Annotated in this window: 15 protein-coding genes; all 15 read right to left on the bottom strand. The window is 44.1% G+C overall.

Annotated elements, in window-relative coordinates; translation table 11 throughout:
- Positions 1–2 precede the first annotated feature (2 nt).
- On the bottom strand, positions 3–899 hold the full coding sequence (locus K8B83_RS07805) for a TraK domain-containing protein (protein WP_223420020.1): 897 nt from the start codon (positions 897–899) through the stop codon (positions 3–5).
- Positions 883–1,509 carry a TraE/TraK family type IV conjugative transfer system protein gene (locus K8B83_RS07800; protein ID WP_000667170.1) on the bottom strand — a complete coding sequence of 209 codons (627 nt, stop codon included), beginning with the start codon at positions 1,507–1,509 and terminating at the stop codon, positions 883–885. The genes K8B83_RS07805 and K8B83_RS07800 overlap by 17 nt, the downstream gene beginning before the upstream one ends.
- Entirely contained in the window at positions 1,506–1,787 is a 282-nt protein-coding gene (gene traL / locus K8B83_RS07795) for a type IV conjugative transfer system protein TraL (RefSeq protein ID WP_000433891.1), read from the bottom strand. The genes K8B83_RS07800 and traL overlap by 4 nt, the downstream gene beginning before the upstream one ends.
- Before the next feature lie 136 nt (positions 1,788–1,923).
- Positions 1,924–3,030 carry a helix-turn-helix domain-containing protein gene (locus tag K8B83_RS07790; RefSeq protein WP_031500457.1) on the bottom strand — a complete coding sequence of 369 codons (1,107 nt, stop codon included), beginning with the start codon at positions 3,028–3,030 and terminating at the stop codon, positions 1,924–1,926.
- Entirely contained in the window at positions 3,023–3,661 is a 639-nt protein-coding gene (locus K8B83_RS07785; RefSeq protein ID WP_087741059.1) for a hypothetical protein, read from the bottom strand. The genes K8B83_RS07790 and K8B83_RS07785 overlap by 8 nt, the downstream gene beginning before the upstream one ends.
- A gap of 71 nt (positions 3,662–3,732) precedes the next feature.
- The gene (locus tag K8B83_RS07780; protein ID WP_000033757.1) at positions 3,733–4,368 is read right to left on the bottom strand and encodes a DUF4400 domain-containing protein; all 636 of its coding nucleotides are present in this window, start codon (positions 4,366–4,368) and stop codon (positions 3,733–3,735) included.
- A complete protein-coding gene (locus K8B83_RS07775; protein WP_031500450.1) occupies positions 4,355–4,915 on the bottom strand; it encodes a hypothetical protein in 561 nt (186 codons plus the stop codon). Before K8B83_RS07775 ends, K8B83_RS07780 begins: the two co-directional genes overlap by 14 nt.
- 9 nt (positions 4,916–4,924) lie before the next feature.
- Positions 4,925–6,745 (bottom strand): conjugative transfer system coupling protein TraD, encoded by a 1,821-nt coding sequence (gene traD, locus K8B83_RS07770; protein ID WP_113603069.1) that lies wholly within the window; start codon positions 6,743–6,745, stop codon positions 4,925–4,927.
- A gap of 47 nt (positions 6,746–6,792) precedes the next feature.
- On the bottom strand, positions 6,793–8,943 hold the full coding sequence (mobH, locus tag K8B83_RS07765) for a MobH family relaxase (protein WP_223419509.1): 2,151 nt from the start codon (positions 8,941–8,943) through the stop codon (positions 6,793–6,795).
- Positions 8,944–9,060: 117 nt separating this feature from the next.
- The gene (locus tag K8B83_RS07760) at positions 9,061–10,800 is read right to left on the bottom strand and encodes an ATP-binding protein (RefSeq protein WP_223419507.1); all 1,740 of its coding nucleotides are present in this window, start codon (positions 10,798–10,800) and stop codon (positions 9,061–9,063) included.
- 12 nt (positions 10,801–10,812) lie between these two features.
- The gene (locus tag K8B83_RS07755; RefSeq protein ID WP_223419505.1) at positions 10,813–12,072 is read right to left on the bottom strand and encodes an SIR2 family protein; all 1,260 of its coding nucleotides are present in this window, start codon (positions 12,070–12,072) and stop codon (positions 10,813–10,815) included.
- Positions 12,073–12,174: 102 nt separating this feature from the next.
- Positions 12,175–15,291: an HsdR family type I site-specific deoxyribonuclease gene (locus tag K8B83_RS07750; RefSeq protein ID WP_223419503.1), complete on the bottom strand. Its 3,117-nt coding sequence runs from the start codon at positions 15,289–15,291 to the stop codon at positions 12,175–12,177.
- Entirely contained in the window at positions 15,284–16,414 is a 1,131-nt protein-coding gene (locus K8B83_RS07745) for an AAA family ATPase (RefSeq protein ID WP_223419501.1), read from the bottom strand. The genes K8B83_RS07750 and K8B83_RS07745 overlap by 8 nt, the downstream gene beginning before the upstream one ends.
- Positions 16,414–17,610 (bottom strand): restriction endonuclease subunit S, encoded by a 1,197-nt coding sequence (locus tag K8B83_RS07740; RefSeq protein WP_223419499.1) that lies wholly within the window; start codon positions 17,608–17,610, stop codon positions 16,414–16,416. The genes K8B83_RS07745 and K8B83_RS07740 overlap by 1 nt, the downstream gene beginning before the upstream one ends.
- Complete coding sequence (locus tag K8B83_RS07735) at positions 17,607–19,187, bottom strand: type I restriction-modification system subunit M (protein ID WP_223419498.1); 1,581 nt, start codon at positions 19,185–19,187, stop codon at positions 17,607–17,609. Before K8B83_RS07735 ends, K8B83_RS07740 begins: the two co-directional genes overlap by 4 nt.
- Positions 19,188–19,221: the final 34 nt, after the last annotated feature.

Here is a 19,221-nt window from a genome sequence, read left to right as displayed (position 1 = left end):
CGTTATTCACCTCCCACAAGAAGCGAAGGTCGCTGACTTTCCACCGCTTCTTCACGATGATTGCGAACAACCACATACAACTCAGTCTTTTCACCCGGCAACAAGATATTGCGAGGCCAGTAGGCGCTTGCCACTATATCTGGTGCATGACAGGCTATTTCACTGGCTTCTATCGGCTCATCGGCAAAGCTTTCAACCAGTCCTACATAGACGGTGAAGTAATGTCCCGTCACAATTTGCCCCTGCTTAAAACCAAACTTTAAGCCTGGCTGAAAACATTTCGGGCTTGTGTCAGTTTGGCCAGCTAAACGGATGTCATAGCCTTGTGGTAACTCATTTAGTGCAAGGCGTCTGAGTAAATCACGTAAGCTATCGACGTATGGCTGAGCCGTTTCCCAAGTGGCTGCTTTTCGGTTCACGACGCCCTTAATAGGCCACTGCTGACCATCAATAGCTAAGGTGATTTCACGCGGTGGAATACGACGAGGTACTAAGGTGACAGATAACGCGGGCGCTTCCTGACCTGGCGGAGTGATGTAAAGTGAAACCGGTGATTCTTTGTCCGTGGCCACATATACAACATTACCCTTGATTTGCGTCTGAGCATCACTGGTTGTTCTCACCTGAGGCGATTCAAACGGCGTCACAATCCGATTCAGATGACCAAGTGCTACAGGGATCAGTTCATTAACCCCCGGTGTCATCAGTAGCATTGTTGGCGCATCCCTTGAAACCGTATTGCTTTGAACCGGTGGATTTGCAGTAGCGGACTGCTTCATCACACTGGCTGGCACAATCGGCAATTCCACGTCTGCATACGACGCTTGAGACAACAGGACGCCACTCAAGCTCATTGCGATTAAGCTTGGTGTCATCCATCGACTAATTTTGGTTCGCATCATTCACCCTCCGGTTTTGCTCTTGGGTCAACTTTTCACGAACGCGCTTCGTTCTAGCTTGCCCCTCATACGTATCCATCCAACTGAGCTTTGGACGGTATTGCTCAATATCGATGTCAAACTCATAGGTGCGAGTTTGGCGCTGTTCATCTCCAGATGGTCCAGAGACTAAGGAATAACCGGTCACAAAGACATGGCCGGTTTCATACTCATACTCCACTTGTCTGGGTTGGAATTTGAGCGTGACTCGGTCTTCGCGGATTTGTCTTGCCTGAATCTCCAGTGCATCGACCACTTGCTGGTACACCGCTGGAGAAAGTAGCGGCTCAATGGCAACCCGGATGAAAGAAACATTACCCGGCGTCACGTTGCCCATAAGCTCAGCCAGGTAGAGTCCCCAGGATTCAAGGTAAGGTTGAGTGGCTTGGTTTCGTGACACTTCAGCCGTTTCAGACAAAGTTGGTGGTTGAATGGCTACCACGGTATTGCGAGAAAATGCCGCAACCGCAAGCAGCAAGTTAGATAGCACCAGCACTGCAATCAGGAACCGTTGCCATCGGTTCTCTAATTGCGTGCCTTGCCATGATTTTAAAAAAACGTCGAACTTCACGGCAGATAGCTCCTGATAAATGGGTTAGGGATCGTCTTGGCTTTGGTTGGCAACAGTCCAGCCCAGTAGATGGCGTGAAGAATAAAACCATCTGGGCGACCATCACGAAAACGCCGATATAGCTTGGTTGTCACCAACCCCAACAGGCATAAAACCAAGGCATTACCGGTAAAAATGCCGATCACTAGCCCCAACAGAATGGGAGCCATCTCATCGGCACTCCAAAGCAGGAAGTGCGGCGGGTCATCGATATAGGACGGAATACTCACAGGTTCCATAGTCACTCCTCGTTGTTTGAATTGAGAAGTGAAGAATGCCCCGAAATAACTCAGGGCTGTGGTCAGGTAGATATCGAATTCTTGAAGGTTTTGAACTACCGAGCGCTAGTTCATCTGTTTTAGGGAGGTGGTTGTCTTAGAAATTGATATTTCTGACATTTGACTTATTGATTTGCTTAGTCAAATCGTAACTGGTTAACTGAGCAACTATCTGCTCTGAAACACCTAAATCGTTTGCAATATCAAAAATCGAAATACCCAAATGCTCGTTAAGCTGATCTATTGCAGCTGATAAAAGCTCTGGCTGTTCCATTGGTATTTGATCATCTAAGTCTTCTGTTTTCGATTGACCCGATTTATTCAAATAAACATTGGCGGTTCTGTACTGTTGCGACGAAATTAACCCAAGATAATTAGCTCGATAAATTATTGCTCTCGCACTGACACGCCATCTAAGTTTCAATGCAAAGATTTTCTCCCACCTGATTCGAACTGGTCCCACACATTGAGGAAACTCTTTCAGAAAAGCCTTACGTGGAAAAAGAAACGCACTTGCAAAAGCATCAGCTTCTCTCTCTGTTTTAGCACACCCAGTTTCTACACCTTGATGCAAAACCAAATGGCCACATTCATGCGCCAAATCAAAGCGCATTCTACAGCAGCTTTCCTTCGCATTATTTCTTACTATGATGGGTCTTTTTCGATTCATTGATAACGCATCAACTTTATCTGAAACACCATCAAAGCAAGTGATTACAGCGCCATTATTCTCCAGTACTCTTACCATGTTTGTAACTGGTGCATCCAAACCCAAACCCCAGTTAATACGACATTGCTCCGCAGCTCTTTCGATAGCCTCCGCACTCAGGTCTGATTCTTCAAAATCAATAAAATTGGCAACAGGCAACTCAAGATGATCTTCAATAATCTCAACTAATAGTTCAAAAATGGTGCCGAGAGCCAATACTCGATTTGCAAGTCCAACTGGTGTTGTTTTGCGCTTGCGAAAGTGGCATTGCTCATACTTAACATCATTTTGTGGTTTCTTAAAAAAGAAATCACTTTTCACTTTTAATACTTCAGCCAATGCCAAAAGCAGGTCTTCAGCAGGTGGTTTAACACCTGCTTCAAGCTGATGTATAAACTGACGACTGACCGCAACTAACTCACCAAGTTCTTGTTGAGTAATTCCGGCCATCAATCTCGCCAGTCTTAGTTTTTCACCAAAAAATTCGTTATTCATGATTTACTGCATTTTTCGACTTTTTCTTAATTTTGATTTTAGAAACAGCCGATTCAAGTTCAACACCATGAGAAACATTCTCATCAGTATCTGTTATTAACGTAACCTTAGAATTCATTGGCACTTCCCAGTTGACTACAATTTCACCAACATCGCTATAACCAACGAAAAAGGCGCGATCTACACATTTAGTTTGATCAGTGCTCAGAACAAAAAACCAAATGATCTCTGACGGACTATCTTGTGTTGAAAATAACTCCATTTGCATCATAGCTTCGTGGGAACGTATCAGTTTCCCTGATGGGAGTTTGTCAGGCTGACCTTTCCAGAAACGAACTGGAACGTCAGCGATACTAAACGTAAACCTCCCTTTCGGGGTCAGTATCTTAAGCCAATCAACTTCAAGTGACTTCCTTACTAAATGTGTACAACAACACTCGTAGGACCTTATGCCCAATGATTTATTGGTGTCACCCAAATCTCTGTTGTGTAAATCTACAACATCTGCTCGAACATCTGCTAAAAGTTGAGCAACTTCAATCAGCTGACTTTCTTTAAAATTAGGGTTTAGTGTCATCGGTGTGTTCAAATTTGTTACCTCAGGTAGTAAAGCAATAGGATTAGATACCATGGACAATAATATGCTAATTTTAAAATTTGTCAACCTACAACCAACTTGTTAACCTTAGACTAAAATGTAAACTAAATCTTCTTCTGCAAGTGACTTAACGCCAACCCCGCCATCAATGCCAAACCGATGATCAGCGACGGCAACACCACCGGTGGAATAGCCAGCGGGGCGAACAATCCCATAAACAGCAAAATGACACCTGAGCCCAGGATAATCATGCTGTAGCGGTGAATGATTGGGCTCGAAAAATCAAAGGTTGTCTTCTTAATCTTCCAGGTCATCAAGCCGTCCCACAGCGCCGGTAACATGAGAATAAGCGCAAAGGGCAACCAGACCATCAGTAAAGCAAATCGAGTGAACACTTGGTACAACACATCAAAAAATGCCTGAATACGGTCTTCTACCCACACAAACCAAAAGCCTCCCATGTTCTCCATCCCTTTAGAACGCTGTCGTTGCTCTTCAGTGGGGATTAGAAAATCACGCACAGATTGCTCCATCTGCGTATCCACAATCCATGACTGATACCAGCCATGGCTAGTTTGACCAATCCAATAGCTTGTTTGTGCGCCCAATTGGTTTTGGAGCATCTGCTTCTCTTTACTAATGACCCGGCCAGTCCAATCACCGGGCACTAACACACCAATGGCAATAATCTCTAGCATCAGTGCCAGACACAGTAGCCAAACCGACTTATGCTTGCTCATGCCAAACATCCTCTTCTACTCGGGCCAGCATGGCAGCAACGGTTGGCGTCATAATCCGAGCTTTAATCACTTGTTGAAGCCGCTTTGTCGTCGTATGGCCACTGACATAACGCACGTCGATGCGTCCTTCAGCCAAATACGCCATCCGATTTGGACGATTACGAATCCAGGTGTGGAAATACACACCATCTACGGCAGCCCACTCGAAATGGTCAGGATCACGCAGGCGAATCCCCGTTAAAGCACTGGAGGCAGTCCAGGTCAGTGTCTCAATAAAATGCCAAAGGCGTACACTGTCATCATCACAACTGACTTCTTCATAACTGCCCAAGCCATTACACAGACACAAATCAAAGATGGAATGGCCATCTAACGTGAACGCATCTGTTAAATAGTCCGCCAAACAGTGCACTGAGGCCAAAGCATGAGGCCAGTCGGTTTCAAGCAGTCTTAAGGTTTCCTTGAACTGGAGGTTATGTTGCTGCCACTGAGCGAGCATTTCTTTACTGGTAAGTGTTGTCATTTTCAGACAGATAGAATGATGCATACAGACTCCTTATGCTGCCTGTGTAGAGCTGGTTAAAATAGGAATGCGACCTTTGATCACGCGGCCACCTGAAAGCTTGGCGATGTACTCTAGGTTGGGGAGCTGGCCTAATAACTGCGGTGGAAACATATCGCCTTCTTCCTCCATCAAGCGTTCGCCATGATTGCCGGTAAACAACGCGGGGCTGTCCGAGTTGGACGACATACCTTGAGTTTGCATGATGTACTGCAACCGAGTCTTAGGCAGATTGTCAGTAATATACTGCTGCGTTTCGGCGTCCATCACCCGAAGGGCTATCAAGTTGTTGATGTTACCTAACACCTGGCGAGCCTTAGCTTCACTGCCTGTTCGAGCTGCAAAGTCAGCAAAGGTCTGAGTAGCAATCACACAACGCATTTTTGCGCCACGGCCTTTGTTGAGCAGTTGAATGAAGGGATCGTTGACGACTTCAGCCGCCTCATCGATGAAGATATTTACGGGACGATTTTCAACACCATAGTTATAGCGGTCACCGGCCACTGCGGTGAGATCGGATAAAAGCAACGAACCAATGGCGCTGCCAACCATGGCGTCGGTCAATGAATCCAATCCAATATAGGCCACTTGGGCATTGTTGATAATACGGCCAGAATCCGTAATTAACCGGCTGTCATCCACATCGTTTGCAATCGGTGATAGCAATGGACCTAGTTCACTTGATGTGAGCATATTGAGCACCGGCATTAGTGAGGCCACCATCTTGGAATAGTGGGTTCTGTCATGCTCAAACATACTCAATAGCCCCTCTAAATCAGTATTGGCGGCAACGGGCTGAATGCGTTCGTAGTAAAAAAGCAGCATCGCCATGGCTTGTTTAGCCAAGGTGTTGGCCTTTTCGGTAAAGCGTTTAATCTCCACACTAAAGTTCGGATATACCTGCTCACCCCAAGCCGTGACGGCTTTTACTACCAAGCCTTCTGGACCACCTTCCAAGAATCGTCTCAGTGTTTTCAGATCAGGACGTTGTGACGTAAGCAACAGACCTTGCACTATGTTATTCAGTGCCATTTGACCAAAGGCTTTAAATGGATCAGCACCGGTTTCGGATGGGATTAAGGCCGCAATTCGGCTAGCAATTTCAGTACCCCGGTTAAAGTTCCTCAGGGGATTAAGTCGTACTGAATGCTCTGGAAAACCCGGATGAAAATACACAAAGCGCTCAGGACTACCGGCGGCAATACAGGCTCGCTGTGCATTATCCTTAAGTTCTTTGTCTCCCTTGGGGTCAATAATAATCACGGCTTCATTGCGCAAAATGGCCTGGGTGATCATCGCATCAAAGCATCGGGTTTTTCCCGCACCGGTCGTGCCGACAATTAAGGTATGCCCCTCAGTGTGACCAACTGGCTGGTACACATCTTCTTCTTTGGGCTCGACACCATGAATCCAGGTCGAACCCATTTGTTTGCCGTGACCTTGGTTAAGCAAGGTTTGCTTATCCCTTTTTAGAATTTCATAAGCGCGTTGGGCATGACGTTGATCCCACTCAAAGCCATACCCTAACCACAATTCATCAGGATGTTTTGCCATCACCTTTTGCAAATGCGACAGCGCCATAAATGCCAATGGTTTGCCTTTTAGCCCCTTCTGCAACTTATAAAGACGGTAAGCCTCAGGCAGGCGATACAACGCCATGCCCGAGGAAATCCCTGTCATCCACCAAAATGGCTCAGGTGGTAGCTCAGTCAGCATTTCTGCCGCAATCGCCCCAGTGGCCCCAACCAGCCAGCCTGCTGCTGCCATGGCTTCATAGTTCGTGCGCCAAGGCATCTCGTATGCGTTTTCTTTCATTCATGCTCCGCAAAATAACCGTTTGCAATCGCTTAATTTCAAAAGGATTAACGTTTAGCGTGAGCGGTAAACAAAACCGTTTCCCCCTCATCAAACTGGCATTGGTCACTGGCCGAGATCCCCCGAAGCAGCTGCCCGGCTGGAATGCCATGCTCATTGGCGACTTGGCGTAAGGTTTGAATCGTGACGCGAATACCATCGGCACTATGATCCACGTCTGGGTAATCACCATCGGTCAGTAAGATGGGCAAATCTTTCACAAAATTAACCATCTGTTGCCGCTGCGCGTGTTTAGGGTCGGTACTTGACTGCGCATTGGCCGCAATCGGCTTTTGCTTTCGCTCCGTTCTTGTGGCGGGTTCTTTTGCTTGGGCATTAGTTGTCTTAGTTCGACTCGGACGCTGTAAAGCCTCTTCGTTCTGAATTGCTGCCGCCGGCTCTGTGTCTTGTTTGGAGATGTCTATCAGTGAAGTAAGCCCTTTAGAAATCGATACTTTCAGCGGCAACCCTTGCTCCTGAACGCCACCTTTCGTAGTCACAGTTCTGGCCTTTCGTGTCGGGTTTGCGGGATCTAATTCAAGCCAATCTAATCGACTGAGTTCAGCAAGCAGTTTTCGGGGAGCACACCAATGTCTTACGGCATCGGGATAGCGGATCAGTATCTGTTCATCAACCATAACCAACGCACTACTGGCCTCTGGGAGCCATGCCAAAGATTCAGGCAGATTCAATGCTTCTGCATCGTGCTGGTTTACGTTATTTGAGATAGCGCCATCATATGAGTTGTTAGGCTTTTCACATCCATCACCTGGAGCATTTTCATTTGCCTGGGGGTTATTAACATCACTGGCAAGACGAAGTTCATCATCTTGTTCGGACGAGTTTGTCGATGGCGACTCAGCCGAATTGCCGTGTTCGATTGATGATGACCCTTCAGGCAAGTCTGAATGCTCACTGGAGCGACTCTGAGGTTCTGCTTGTGTTTGCTGCGTTGCTTCCCACTCAGATTTGTTAAACAGTGTCACACCACTTGGTACATTCGAGCTGAACAATAAATCGGCCTCAGATATATGCAGCATGGGTAGCCAGATTGGCTTGTCGTCTTTGATCAGCACTTCAGGGGCAAGGCTTTCGTATCGCTCATTTGAGGCGGATTTAGTGGCCAATCCTCGCTCAATAAGGATGTCCGCAAGGGTATCGGGATCTCTTGGGATGCCCGGTATCTTGTCTTTGGCCAACAGCTCAATGATGTCCTTAGCCGCGCTTTTCCAAACCAGGTAAAGATTGGTTAATTGATCCGATTTTCGTATCCAAACTCTGGCGTCTCGCTGATTGACCAGCCATTGCGAACTGGCAAGTAATCGCCTCATGGCATCAAGTAGATAGCGTTCAACTGGGACACCAAGGGCATTGTCGTCAACGGAAATTCGTTGAGCTTTCAGGTCTCGCTGGACACTGGTTTGGTCAGCTTCAATAACCAATTTAGACAGGACATGCTCGGGATCGGTATTGCCAATTGCCTCCAGCATGGCTTGCAAAATCTCAGGGCCTGGCTGGGTTAACCAGGCGAGCAACTCTGGTGTCATCACCCGGTTTAAAACCAGAATTGAAAATTGCTCGTGCCGTTTGCACCGTCCGTCGCGCCAGCGAATGAAATAGCGCTCAATGCTGCTATTTGTGGTCCACTGGGATAATGTTTCTAAAAAAGGGTTCCACTGATAGCGTCCATCTTCGTCTGTAATGGACAAGTCTGAAACAGGCTTACCAATATCATGGAACAAACCGCCAAGAGCCGCCGCAACACGCCACCTTGGCTCTAGCTCTTTTTTCTCAACTGGAGTGCCACTGGCAACAAAGATGATCCCTTCAGCTGCTTGTGCCGCCCAGAAAGCAACTTCCAATGAATGACGTAATAAACCGCCAGCACCACTGTGATGATGATGCTCAGAAGCTGGCAACAAATGAACATAAGCAGCAAGATGGTCAATGCAGGGCTGAATCAGACGTTGAAAATCACGCTGGTTAAAGCCAAGTACCTGGCGCAGTTTGGCAATTAGCTCGTCTTGTGTGGACTGCAAATCCTCGGGTGAGGCAGCTGGCAACCCCTTTAGGAATGGCGGGTAGCGTGGAATTTCTGCATCCAGTTGCGATGAAAGCTCTGGTAGTGCTTTGGTTTGAAAAAATAGGTTTTTGAACATAGTGAACCTCCGACACGATAGTGTGAAGGTTCATAAACTCACCGGCGGTGAATTAGATGTAAAAGAACCGCACCTATTTGACTAGGAAGTGGCGAAGCAGTTTTGTCTTAATTGAAACTAATTTTGCAAAGGTTTCCAACTTTTAGAAAAGCCAGCGCTTTTCGAAGTTGGCGCATTTGCTGGACGTTTCATTTTCACAGTCATAGGAAATGGGAAATCGACTCCTAACAACAACGCTTCTCCTTGACCCAAGACAGGGAGAAAAGATGCTGAACGTTGATCAATAGCGCCAACAGCCTTTTTTACAATTTCTTGGTCCAGCTGATTGGTCAACCTATGCACAATAAGTGTACCAATCTGACTTAAAACATCTTCAGGAATGTCACGTGGTCGCTGAGTAGCAATGATGGTATTTAAACCATACTTTCTACCTTCTTTAGCAATATTCCCAAAGGCATCCAACTCAAACCTGTTCGTTTCTTCACCAATTCGCTTATTGAGAAATTGATGAGCTTCATCAATAAATACTAATAGAGGTGCACCATGATTTATTGCACCTTGCCTGGCTACAGATAACAACTTTCTACCAATGGCATTAACAAGTATTTCTCTTGAGTTTGCTTCAAATGGAACTTCAGAAAGATCTAATCTCAGCACATTATTGCTACTTATTGGCGAACAGAAATCATCAATAAGATTAGGTAATGTCTTCAATTTATCATCCGGGTCAATCATCCATTTTAAATTTGGGTTGTTTGAATAGGCTTTAATCCGAGCTATCAGGTTTAAACAGTGGCCAACATCATTATCAGCTCTACCGCCCCAAATAGTGGGGTTAGGATTATTAGCATTACCGCCATTTGGCCACACACACTCGTTTACAATCTGATCAGCAATGTATTTAAACATCCATGGAGCTGTCTGGATAGAGCTATTCATAGACAATAGAGCAGCTTCGTAAGGAGCCTTTGCTTGGCCAGATTTGTTCAAAAGATAATTTGCATTGATATCAAGGCCATGATTTTGTTGCTGCCAAAATTGCCACACTATTTTCTGACTCTCGATAGCAGCCTCCAGTTTAGGCGCTTGGCTTTGCGCTGAAGGCCTTAAAAAGGCTCTAATATCTGAGTCTGTAAACTGCCAATGTGGAAAAGTTAACTGATTAAATGGAGTTGCTTTTGCATGATTTCCAACATAGTAACTGTCACAGCCAAGTGACTCATATTCCCCCGTAGGGTCAATAATAATTGCTTTGCCTCCGGCCTTAATCACTTGCTCGATGATGTTTGTCATCGAGTAACTTTTCCCGCCACCTGTTGCTCCTAAAATAGCGCAATGGCGTGAAAATAATTTTTCTGGGGTAACGTGAACAGTTACGGACTCATCATGCGGAAGTGAGGCTAACGGTAAATGGATTTGGCCAGGCTCCTCATTTTGTTTACCTTCAGCGATTATTGATACCAGATACGGGTGAGCTGAATATATTTGGCTACCTAATCTCGGATGCTGCTTAATTCCTTTGTAGTTACGACCATTAGCTGGGTTCAAACTTACCAATAATTGAACAAGTCCAATTGGATGATTTTCGGATGGTTTATCAGCCAAACCGTCAACACTTAATCTCTCTCCCCCCTCAATCCACACTTTCACTAAGCGCCCAAGTATCGCTGTTTCACCTATGTCGATGAATACAAATTCATTTACTTCTCCAGCGGCTATTCGATTTCCGAATGACCAACTGGGCTCACCAGATCCCGCTTTAGATAAGTTAATGATAAGCTCGGTTGCGGATACGCTAATGACGCTACCAATCCGTCTTGTTGGATCGTACGGGGAAAACCAGTTTTTCCGTTCCATGAATAGTCTCCCTTATTTAATACTCGCTGTGATTTTCTCAAATGCTTTGAAAAGTTCATCTTCGGGAGTTGTTGATCTTCGTTCAGGTAGCAGACTAGAAAACTGTTTAAACGTTGAATCCATTATCGCGATTCTGCCATCCCCATGGTCAATAGCTGCCATTAGCAGATTTCTAATCTCATTATTAAATGAACCCGTTACACTGAATGGGTCTTTCGTTGCAACCATAAGCATAAACTCAGGGTTAGTCCTAAGCGCCATAGTTAGCGCATTATTTATATGCTTATCATTAAAACCAAAACCTAGGCACAATACAGCCGTTTTTGGTTGTTTAACTACTTCCAAAAAAGAAGTCATCATATCTAAGTAAGGAGAATCATAAGATGTCTGATATTTGCTACTGCTTGGATAGATAAAAACAGGTTCACCAATTTTGCTGTCAGCACCTAGCTTTCTAACTCTGCCGTTAAATTTTCTCCAGTCCACAGAGCCATGCATCTTGTATAGCTGAACCACATTGGATATGTATGCGCCTTCACTACTCTTGGAGTGCCCACGGTTCACTATGTCATATTTGAACCACATAGGATTAAAAAAAGAAGGGTTAGAAAACTCAAAACCATCAATAACAACAAAACCAGTATTTGATGCAGCGTGCTCAAAAGCCAAGTCATAATTAGTCGTGAAAAGTTTAAGTCGTTGTTGCTGAGCACTCCTCCTACCTACTGCACGCATAAATTTATCATGATTAACCCAGTCTGATTCAGGGATCGATTCAGTAAAGCTAGTTTTAGCTAAAATTATGTTTTTGGCTTGCTCAAGGAACTTACTTACTTGATTAATTCTTTGATTTGAAAGGTTCCCAACGGCTAAAGAGGAATCGCATAGAGACAATAATAGTTCAATGTCAGGCTTTGCATCTCCGTTTTCTTCACGATGTTTTTGAAGGGCATCATAATTTGTTGCCTTCAAAACCAATTGGAAAAGATTCTCATCTGCTTTTTTACAATAGTCCCAAAGGTGCCACATACTTGGAGCGATAGGCGCTTTGTTCTGCTGAGAAAGCTTATTAAATGTTAAAGACGTGCCTGAACCAGCCAGTATGACTAAGTTATCAGTATCTAGTACTTTATTGACAAAACGAAAAAATGTGGCCAGCTCGTCATCTAAGTCATCATTAGAAAGATCAATTTCGATTGGCTCTCTCTTCGAAGACGCGGAGTTCCTTTTTATATCTGATGACAAAAACCTTACTATGTTTTCATTTTCCATTTTTTAATTCACCTTCCACGTAAAAGATAACCAGCCTAGAAATCAATAAATTTCAGACACTTGCGCTATTTGACTTCGCTCCTAAACAGCACGTAATAACACTTATATCTGCCCACCCACACCTTTGAATTTTTCAACAAAAGCGGCAATTTTCTGAAAAACCGTTTGCTTCTGGGTTCGGTACTGTGGGTTCAATGGGCTAAGTTTGGGCAGCGCCTCATTAAGTGCAGTGCCATTTTCAGAGGCGTACTCACGTTTGAGTGATGACGCAATATAGCGTTTGGCAGCATCGATATTGAGCTTTTCAGAGGCAATAATGGCATCGGCTTCGCGCTTCTGCTCCGCCTGGGCGAATTTGAAGAAAGCGTCGATAATGCTGGCTTTGTCATTGATCTCATCTAGGTTTGTCTGGTTAATAAAATCAACCACCAAGCTTTCTTTCGCTCTATTGCCAAGGCTACCGCGGATCATACGACGAACTTCTTCAATCAAGCCTTCTTTGCTCTTGTTCTTCTTATTGTGATCAAAAATAAGCTCAAGAATGTAATCGAGGTTTATTTCTTGGGATTTAAGCAAATCAATTTCAAAGACCACATCGTCCCAGTCTACCGTTGATTTATCTTTGTCCTGACCTTCTTTATCGCGTCGCAACCAGTCGCGGGTATCGTTGTAGGTAGAGCGATAATCTTGAATAGCACGCTCGCTTGGCATATCGATGGTTTGCATTGCCTCGATGTCAGCATCGTCCAGATAGTACTTTGACTTGAACTCTTCAACAGCTTGTTCATCACTGGTATCTAAGCTTTGCAGCGCTTTTAATCCAGCAAACTCATCGTAGTTTTGTAAAATATTTTCTGCTTTTAGGTATTCACCAAACAGCTTGGCAAATTCTTTTTTATCTTGTTCTTTTTCAATATTTTCTGGGTTTGGAAAACGTTCTTGCAGCTCTTTTACGATATCAACAAAACCTCGACGCGCTTGGCCAGTAGCAATATCGTTAAAACCTTCCATGTATTCTTTGTAGCTCTTCTCCAACACCACGTTTTTGGTGTTTTTGTCACCAAACAAGGTGATAGCATCAATGGTTGCCTGTTCCAAGTCCCTGAAGGTAACAATATTGCCAAAGGTCTTCGTTGCATCATAAATGCGATTGGTACGAGAAAACGCCTGCATCAAGCCGTGATAGCGCAAATTCTTGTCAACAAACAAGGTATTGAGCGTAGGCGCATCAAAGCCCGTTAAAAACATCCCCACCACTATGAGCAGATCTATTTCTTGATTCTTCACGCGCTGGGCAAGGTCACGGTAGTAGTTCTGAAAGCCATTACTGTCCACGCCATAGTTAGATTTAAACATGGCGTTGTAATCGTTAATCGCGGCGCTCAAGAACTCTTTTGCGCTGCTGTTCATGGCACTGACTTCAAAACTCTCATCTAAAATATCACCAATGGCGTCCTGCTCTTCATTGGCAGCAAATGAGAAGATAGTCGCTATGCGCAGAGGCTTACTCGTGGGTCCATTTTCGGCCTCGGCCTGCAATGTTTTGAAGGTTTCATAGTACGCTTTCGCTGCATCAACACTACTTACCGCAAACATGGCGTTAAACCCTTTGGCACCAGAATAGGCTCGATGCGTTTTCTGGTTAAAATGGTTCAGAATATACTGCGAGATTTCACGAATGCGCATTGGATGTAAGAACGCTTTTTTGTTCTCCGCCGCACTGAGCTTCTTATCATCCTGCTCAGTCTCAATGCTCTTAAATTGAGGACGAACATCGTTATAGTCCACTTTGAACTTGAGTACTTTTTCATCACGAATGGCATCAGTGATCACATAAGTGTGCAACTGCTGGCCAAACACGCTGCCCGTGGTTTCAGCACCCAAGGCGTTTTCAGGGAAAATTGGCGTACCGGTAAAGCCAAACTGGTAGTACTTTTTGAATTTCTTCTTCAGGTTTTTCTGCGCTTCACCGAACTGGCTTCGATGACATTCATCAAAAATAAAGACCACTTGCTTGTTGTATATCGCTAAATCGCTTTCACTTTTGATTAAGTTATTGAGCTTTTGGATTGTGGTGACGACAATCTTGTTATCGTCTTTATCCAGGTTACTCTTAAGCCCTGCGGTACTGTCTGAACCGTTCACACTATCAGGTGAGAAGCGCTGATACTCTTTCATCGTCTGATAGTCGAGGTCTTTTCTGTCCACCACAAAAAAGACTTTATCTATAAAGTCTAAATCGGTGGCCAAACGTGCCGCTTTAAAGCTGGTGAGTGTTTTTCCTGAACCGGTAGTGTGCCAAATGTATCCACCGCTCTCGGTGTTGCTCCAGTTCTTAGCGTTAAACGCGCTCTTTATCTTCCATAAAATGCGCTCAGTAGCCGCAATTTGGTAAGGGCGCATCACGAGCAAGGTATTGCTTACGTCAAACACAGAGTAACGCAAGATCACTTCAAGCAGCGTCTCTTTCTGGAAAAAAGTGGCGGTAAAGTCTTTTAAATCCTTAATCAGCGTATTGTCTGACTTCGCCCAGTTCATCGTGAAGTCGAAGCTATTTTTGTCTCGCTTAGTTGTATTGGCAAAATAGCGCGTGTCGGTGCCATTAGAGATCACAAACAGCTGCAAGAACTTGTACAACGAGTTCTCTGCATTAAAGCTTTCTTTGCTGTAGCGATGTATTTGGTTAAACGCCTCACGGATTGCCACACCACGCTTTTTAAGTTCGATTTGCACCAAAGGCAAACCATTGACCAAAATCGTCACATCGTAACGGTTGGCATGGCTTCCCGTTTGCTCAAACTGCTTAATGACCTGCACTTTGTTGCGAGCAATGGTTTTCTTGTCGAACAGGTAGATGTTTTCTATATGGCCATCATCAAAGACAAAATCAAAGATATAGTCACTGTGCACCTTGCGAGTTTTATCAAGAATATTATCGCTTGGGGTATTTAAGTATTGCTCGCAAAAGCGAGCCCACTCGGCATCGGTAAACTCGACTTTATTAAGGGCTTGTAGCTGCTTGCGTACATTCGCCAGCATGGCGTCTGGCGTCGTTAGCGCAGGTAAATACTCATAGCCTTGGTTGCTTAGGTCCTGAATCAGTTCACGCTCTAAATCACTTTCGCTCTGGTAGCTTTCACTTACCTGCGTTTGCTTTGTGTATTTGTCTAAGACAATAAAATTATTTGATTCTGCAATCGGCTTTGTTGTATTAGTCATTCTGTGCTCCTTGCAGTTTAAAACCATAATTATTTAATAGATGTTCAAGTAGAAACTTAACAATCTGCTTCTCAGGTTCGGTAGGTTCTGCAACTTCTTCGTTTGATAATGAACGATGACTATAAAAGTGCATCACTCGTTTGGCGTATAGCTCGCGGCTTTCGGGTAATAACGCTGTCCAATCTGCGTACCCCAAAAATGCTGCGACTTTCTCATAAAGATTGCGCAGCAAATTGAAGTGAAAACGCTGTATTTCATTGTTCGTAATAGCTTGTTCAATCAATTGCTTGATATACAAGTGATATGAAAAACTGGTATTCGCGCCACCTTTTTTTTCTTTTAGATCAAAGGTCCCATCTTCAAATCGTTGCAATAAGTAGCAGATTTTCGCATTAAGCTCATTGTGTAACACATTGTAAAATAGCGGATTATGTGTCGATATGATAAATTTAAGCTTCTCAGATTTGCTTAACTTGATTAGTTCAGCCAAATTAACTGCAAGTTCAATTAAATGGTTTTCATCTAATGAGCTGACGGGGTCATCAATGAACACATATTCTAACTGATTGAAGCTCTCATCATCCTCTTCATCAGGATTATTCATGACTCTAACAACTTGCTCTAGAAGCCCATGGAAAATACTCCAGACAAAATTACTTTCTTCGCCCTTAGATATTTTTACATGCTGTGCTCTTTCCGCATTTCCTCGCTCAAATGAAAAGGTTACTTGAGTAAAGTCTTCATTAAAATGAGGCGTCAACTTCTCGTTGCTATAACGCTGAAACAACCTGGTGATATTAGGCTCTTGACCTTGTACTTTTAATATCCAATCGGTAAACGTATTGGGTTGGATTTTTAGCTTCGGCTCTGCATCAGCATCTAAGTCGTTATCCCAGTAAAACAAGTCTTCCGTAAACGCGTTGTAATACAAAATCTTGTGGCGGGACAGTGGCGCTTGCTCTGCACCATCAAGATCATCCAGTCCATCTTCCTTTGGCGCGATAATCTCTTTAAATTCACGCGACAAACGTGTTTTACCTGTACCATTAAAGGCATAGATTAACTGCACCTTTTTATCGGACGCGTGCAACAACTCTGCTATTTCCGTTAGCGTTTTACTCATTAAGCTGCCTCATCTGAATGAGATTTCGGGAAGCTCAACAACAGGTCACGATAATACTCGTATTGCTTTTGACGTAACTCGATCTCGCGAGGGAGACCTTCGGTGATGGAGTTAGTTAACAGCTCAAATTTATCGAGCAAAGCCACAATGCGCTCTTGCTCCGTAATTGGAGGGAACGGAAGCTTTAAGTTCTGAAATGTACCCAAGTTTATATTGCTTTGTGCGCTCCCTTGACCTTTTTCTTCTAGCTGCGTTTTGATTGAGGATAGTAAATATTCAACGTAACTTGAGCTCGTTTCCTCAGAATTTGCAACGAAACCAATAACACTATCAGGAAAACATGCATCAAAGCCCAAAATAGATGTTTCTGCAATATTCGCGGCGATAGTGATACATAGTGTGCCTTTAGGCCACAATTTACTCTGCTTTAAACCGAGTTCACTATAAGTCTGGCTGTACTCTTGAATAGTATGAGCTGCATTTCTGATATCACCCGTTTGAATAAAGGGTATATCACCTCCATACAAACTAGGATCATTTCTAGGTCGATGTTTAGATTTTCCTCGACCAAAATCTAAAGCCACTTCACCCAACGTCTTCCACTCAACTTCGCCATCTTCAAAACTCAACAGCTGGTCGCGGTAGTAGTTGTATTGTTTTTTCCGCATGTTAAGCTCGGCGGTCAGCTCGGCGGTCATGGCGGTAAATGCGTCCAGAATGCGCACTATTTCAGCTTGTATTGCCAGCGATTTTTTGGGGTTATCTGGGCATGGGATGGGGATTTGAAATCCCTCTAGCATTGGCTTTCTTATTGAAATTGATGTTGCGCCAACACTTTTCATCAAAATATATTGCTTAAATTTTGAAGACATAAAGTGGTACAGGAATTTTGTATCTAGAACATCACTCGTAGCCTTTACTCTATAGGCCCTTTGATGCAAAGCATATTTACCTTCTACAAAATGAAATATGTCTCCGATCCCTCCTTCTCCTGGGACTACAATCGCTTTTTCATCAAATTGGAAAGTATTTGATCTCAATATATTTTTTGAACGAACATAGAATGGATATTCACCATCTTCAGTCTCATCTTGCCTATTTGACTTACCAGTGCCGATTTCTGCTAAATTCCCTAATGGCAGCCACTCAACATCTACATCGCCCAAGAGTTTCTCTAAATAGTTCAACTGAATCATGCCTCAAGCTCCTCACCCTCAATTTCCGCCACAATGGCGTCAATTTCAGTACGAAGTTGATCGATTTTGCCGACTGTGGTTTTAAGTTCGGCATTAAGCTCTGCAATATCTACTAACTCGCGATTGTCTTTCGCTTCTACATAACTGCTTACCGAAAGTTTGTAGCTGTTGCCTGCGATAACATCCAAATCTACAGATTTAGCAAAATGGTCCACGTCCTCTTTGCTGGCAAACACCTTCATAATTTGCTGAATATGACCAGGATTTTTTTCGTCGTCGTTGTCCGTTAAAACGTTGTTATTGGTTTCTTTTTTAAACAAACCACTGGCATCGATAAACTGGGTGGTGGTGTCGGTTTTGTGTTTAGACAGCACCAAAATATTCACCGCAATGGTGGTGCCAAAGAACAGGTTAGGTGCCAGTGAAATTACCGTTTCCACATAGTTATTATCTACAAGGTATTGGCGAATCTTTTGCTCAGCACCACCACGGTAAAAAATACCGGGGAAGCAGACAATGGCTGCACGACCTTTGCTTGATAGGTAACTTAGTGCATGCAGCACAAAAGCAAAGTCGGCTTTTGATTTAGGCGCGAGCACACCAGCGGGCGCAAAGCGGTCGTCGTTGATTAGGGTTGGGTCGTCGCTACCAATCCATTTCACCGAATAAGGGGGGTTAGAGACAATGGCATCAAAGGGTTTGTCATCTAAAAAGTGCGGTTCGGTTAATGTATCACCCAACTGAATATTAAACTTGTCGTAGTTAATATTGTGCAAAAACATATTCATACGCGCCAAGTTATAGGTGGTGTGGTTGAGTTCTTGACCAAAAAAGCCATCTTCAATGATATGCGCATCAAAGTGCTTTTTGGCTTGTAACAGCAACGAGCCCGAGCCCGCCGCAGGGTCATAAATTTTATTCACACTGGTTTGGCCGTGCATGGCCAGCTGTGCGATCAATTTTGATACGTGCTGAGGGGTGAAAAATTCACCACCGGATTTACCCGCATTCGCGGCATAGTTTGAAATCAGGAACTCGTAGGCATCACCGAATAAATCAATTTGGTTGTCTTCAAAATTACCGAAGGTTAAACCGGCCACGCCTTTTAACACCGCAGCTAGGCGTTTGTTTTTTGCCTCTACCGTATTGCCCAGGCGATTACTGGTGGTATCAAAATCCGCAAACAAGCCCTTGATGTCTTTTTCTGAATCATAGCCATTAGCTGAGTTTTCGATTGCCGCAAAAATTGCTGCCAAATCCGTATTTAAATTTTCGTTTTTGTGTGCATTAGCCGCCACATTGCTGAACAACTGGCTAGGGTAAAGAAAATAGCCTTTGGTTTTAATGGCATCTTCTTTAGCAAACTTGATGTTTTCGTCATCGTCAGACATGGCAGCATAATTAACGCTCTCATCTCCGCCTGTGATGTAGTTGACAAAGTTTTCACTGATAAAACGGTAGAACAGCGTACCCAGTACATATTGCTTAAAATCCCAGCCATCCACTGAGCCTCTTACATCGTTGGCAATCGCCCATATTTGGCGTTGAAGTTCGGCACGTTGTTGTAAACTTGTCATTTGCTAATTCCTGATTTTAATTCGTCATAATTCG

This window comes from Shewanella inventionis, from assembly GCF_019931735.1.
In the GTDB taxonomy this organism is placed as follows: domain Bacteria; phylum Pseudomonadota; class Gammaproteobacteria; order Enterobacterales; family Shewanellaceae; genus Shewanella; species Shewanella inventionis.
Note: the sequence above shows the minus strand (reverse complement) of the source record. Positions and strands in the feature narration are given on the sequence as shown.

What these genes read in the sequence shown, in the direction of transcription:
- mobH (WP_223419509.1), bottom strand. Translation starts at nt 8,943, where the DNA reads ATGTTCAAAAACCTATTTTTTCAAACCAAAGCACTACCAGAGCTTTCA.
- K8B83_RS07760 (WP_223419507.1), bottom strand. Translation starts at nt 10,800, where the DNA reads ATGGAACGGAAAAACTGGTTTTCCCCGTACGATCCAACAAGACGGATT.
- K8B83_RS07755 (WP_223419505.1), bottom strand. Translation starts at nt 12,072, where the DNA reads ATGGAAAATGAAAACATAGTAAGGTTTTTGTCATCAGATATAAAAAGG.
- K8B83_RS07775 (WP_031500450.1), bottom strand. Translation starts at nt 4,915, where the DNA reads ATGCATCATTCTATCTGTCTGAAAATGACAACACTTACCAGTAAAGAA.
- K8B83_RS07735 (WP_223419498.1), bottom strand. Translation starts at nt 19,187, where the DNA reads ATGACAAGTTTACAACAACGTGCCGAACTTCAACGCCAAATATGGGCG.
- K8B83_RS07745 (WP_223419501.1), bottom strand. Translation starts at nt 16,414, where the DNA reads ATGAGTAAAACGCTAACGGAAATAGCAGAGTTGTTGCACGCGTCCGAT.
- traD (WP_113603069.1), bottom strand. Translation starts at nt 6,745, where the DNA reads ATGAAAGAAAACGCATACGAGATGCCTTGGCGCACGAACTATGAAGCC.
- K8B83_RS07785 (WP_087741059.1), bottom strand. Translation starts at nt 3,661, where the DNA reads ATGGTATCTAATCCTATTGCTTTACTACCTGAGGTAACAAATTTGAAC.
- traL (WP_000433891.1), bottom strand. Translation starts at nt 1,787, where the DNA reads ATGGAACCTGTGAGTATTCCGTCCTATATCGATGACCCGCCGCACTTC.
- K8B83_RS07805 (WP_223420020.1), bottom strand. Translation starts at nt 899, where the DNA reads ATGCGAACCAAAATTAGTCGATGGATGACACCAAGCTTAATCGCAATG.
- K8B83_RS07790 (WP_031500457.1), bottom strand. Translation starts at nt 3,030, where the DNA reads ATGAATAACGAATTTTTTGGTGAAAAACTAAGACTGGCGAGATTGATG.
- K8B83_RS07740 (WP_223419499.1), bottom strand. Translation starts at nt 17,610, where the DNA reads ATGATTCAGTTGAACTATTTAGAGAAACTCTTGGGCGATGTAGATGTT.
- K8B83_RS07750 (WP_223419503.1), bottom strand. Translation starts at nt 15,291, where the DNA reads ATGACTAATACAACAAAGCCGATTGCAGAATCAAATAATTTTATTGTC.
- K8B83_RS07780 (WP_000033757.1), bottom strand. Translation starts at nt 4,368, where the DNA reads ATGAGCAAGCATAAGTCGGTTTGGCTACTGTGTCTGGCACTGATGCTA.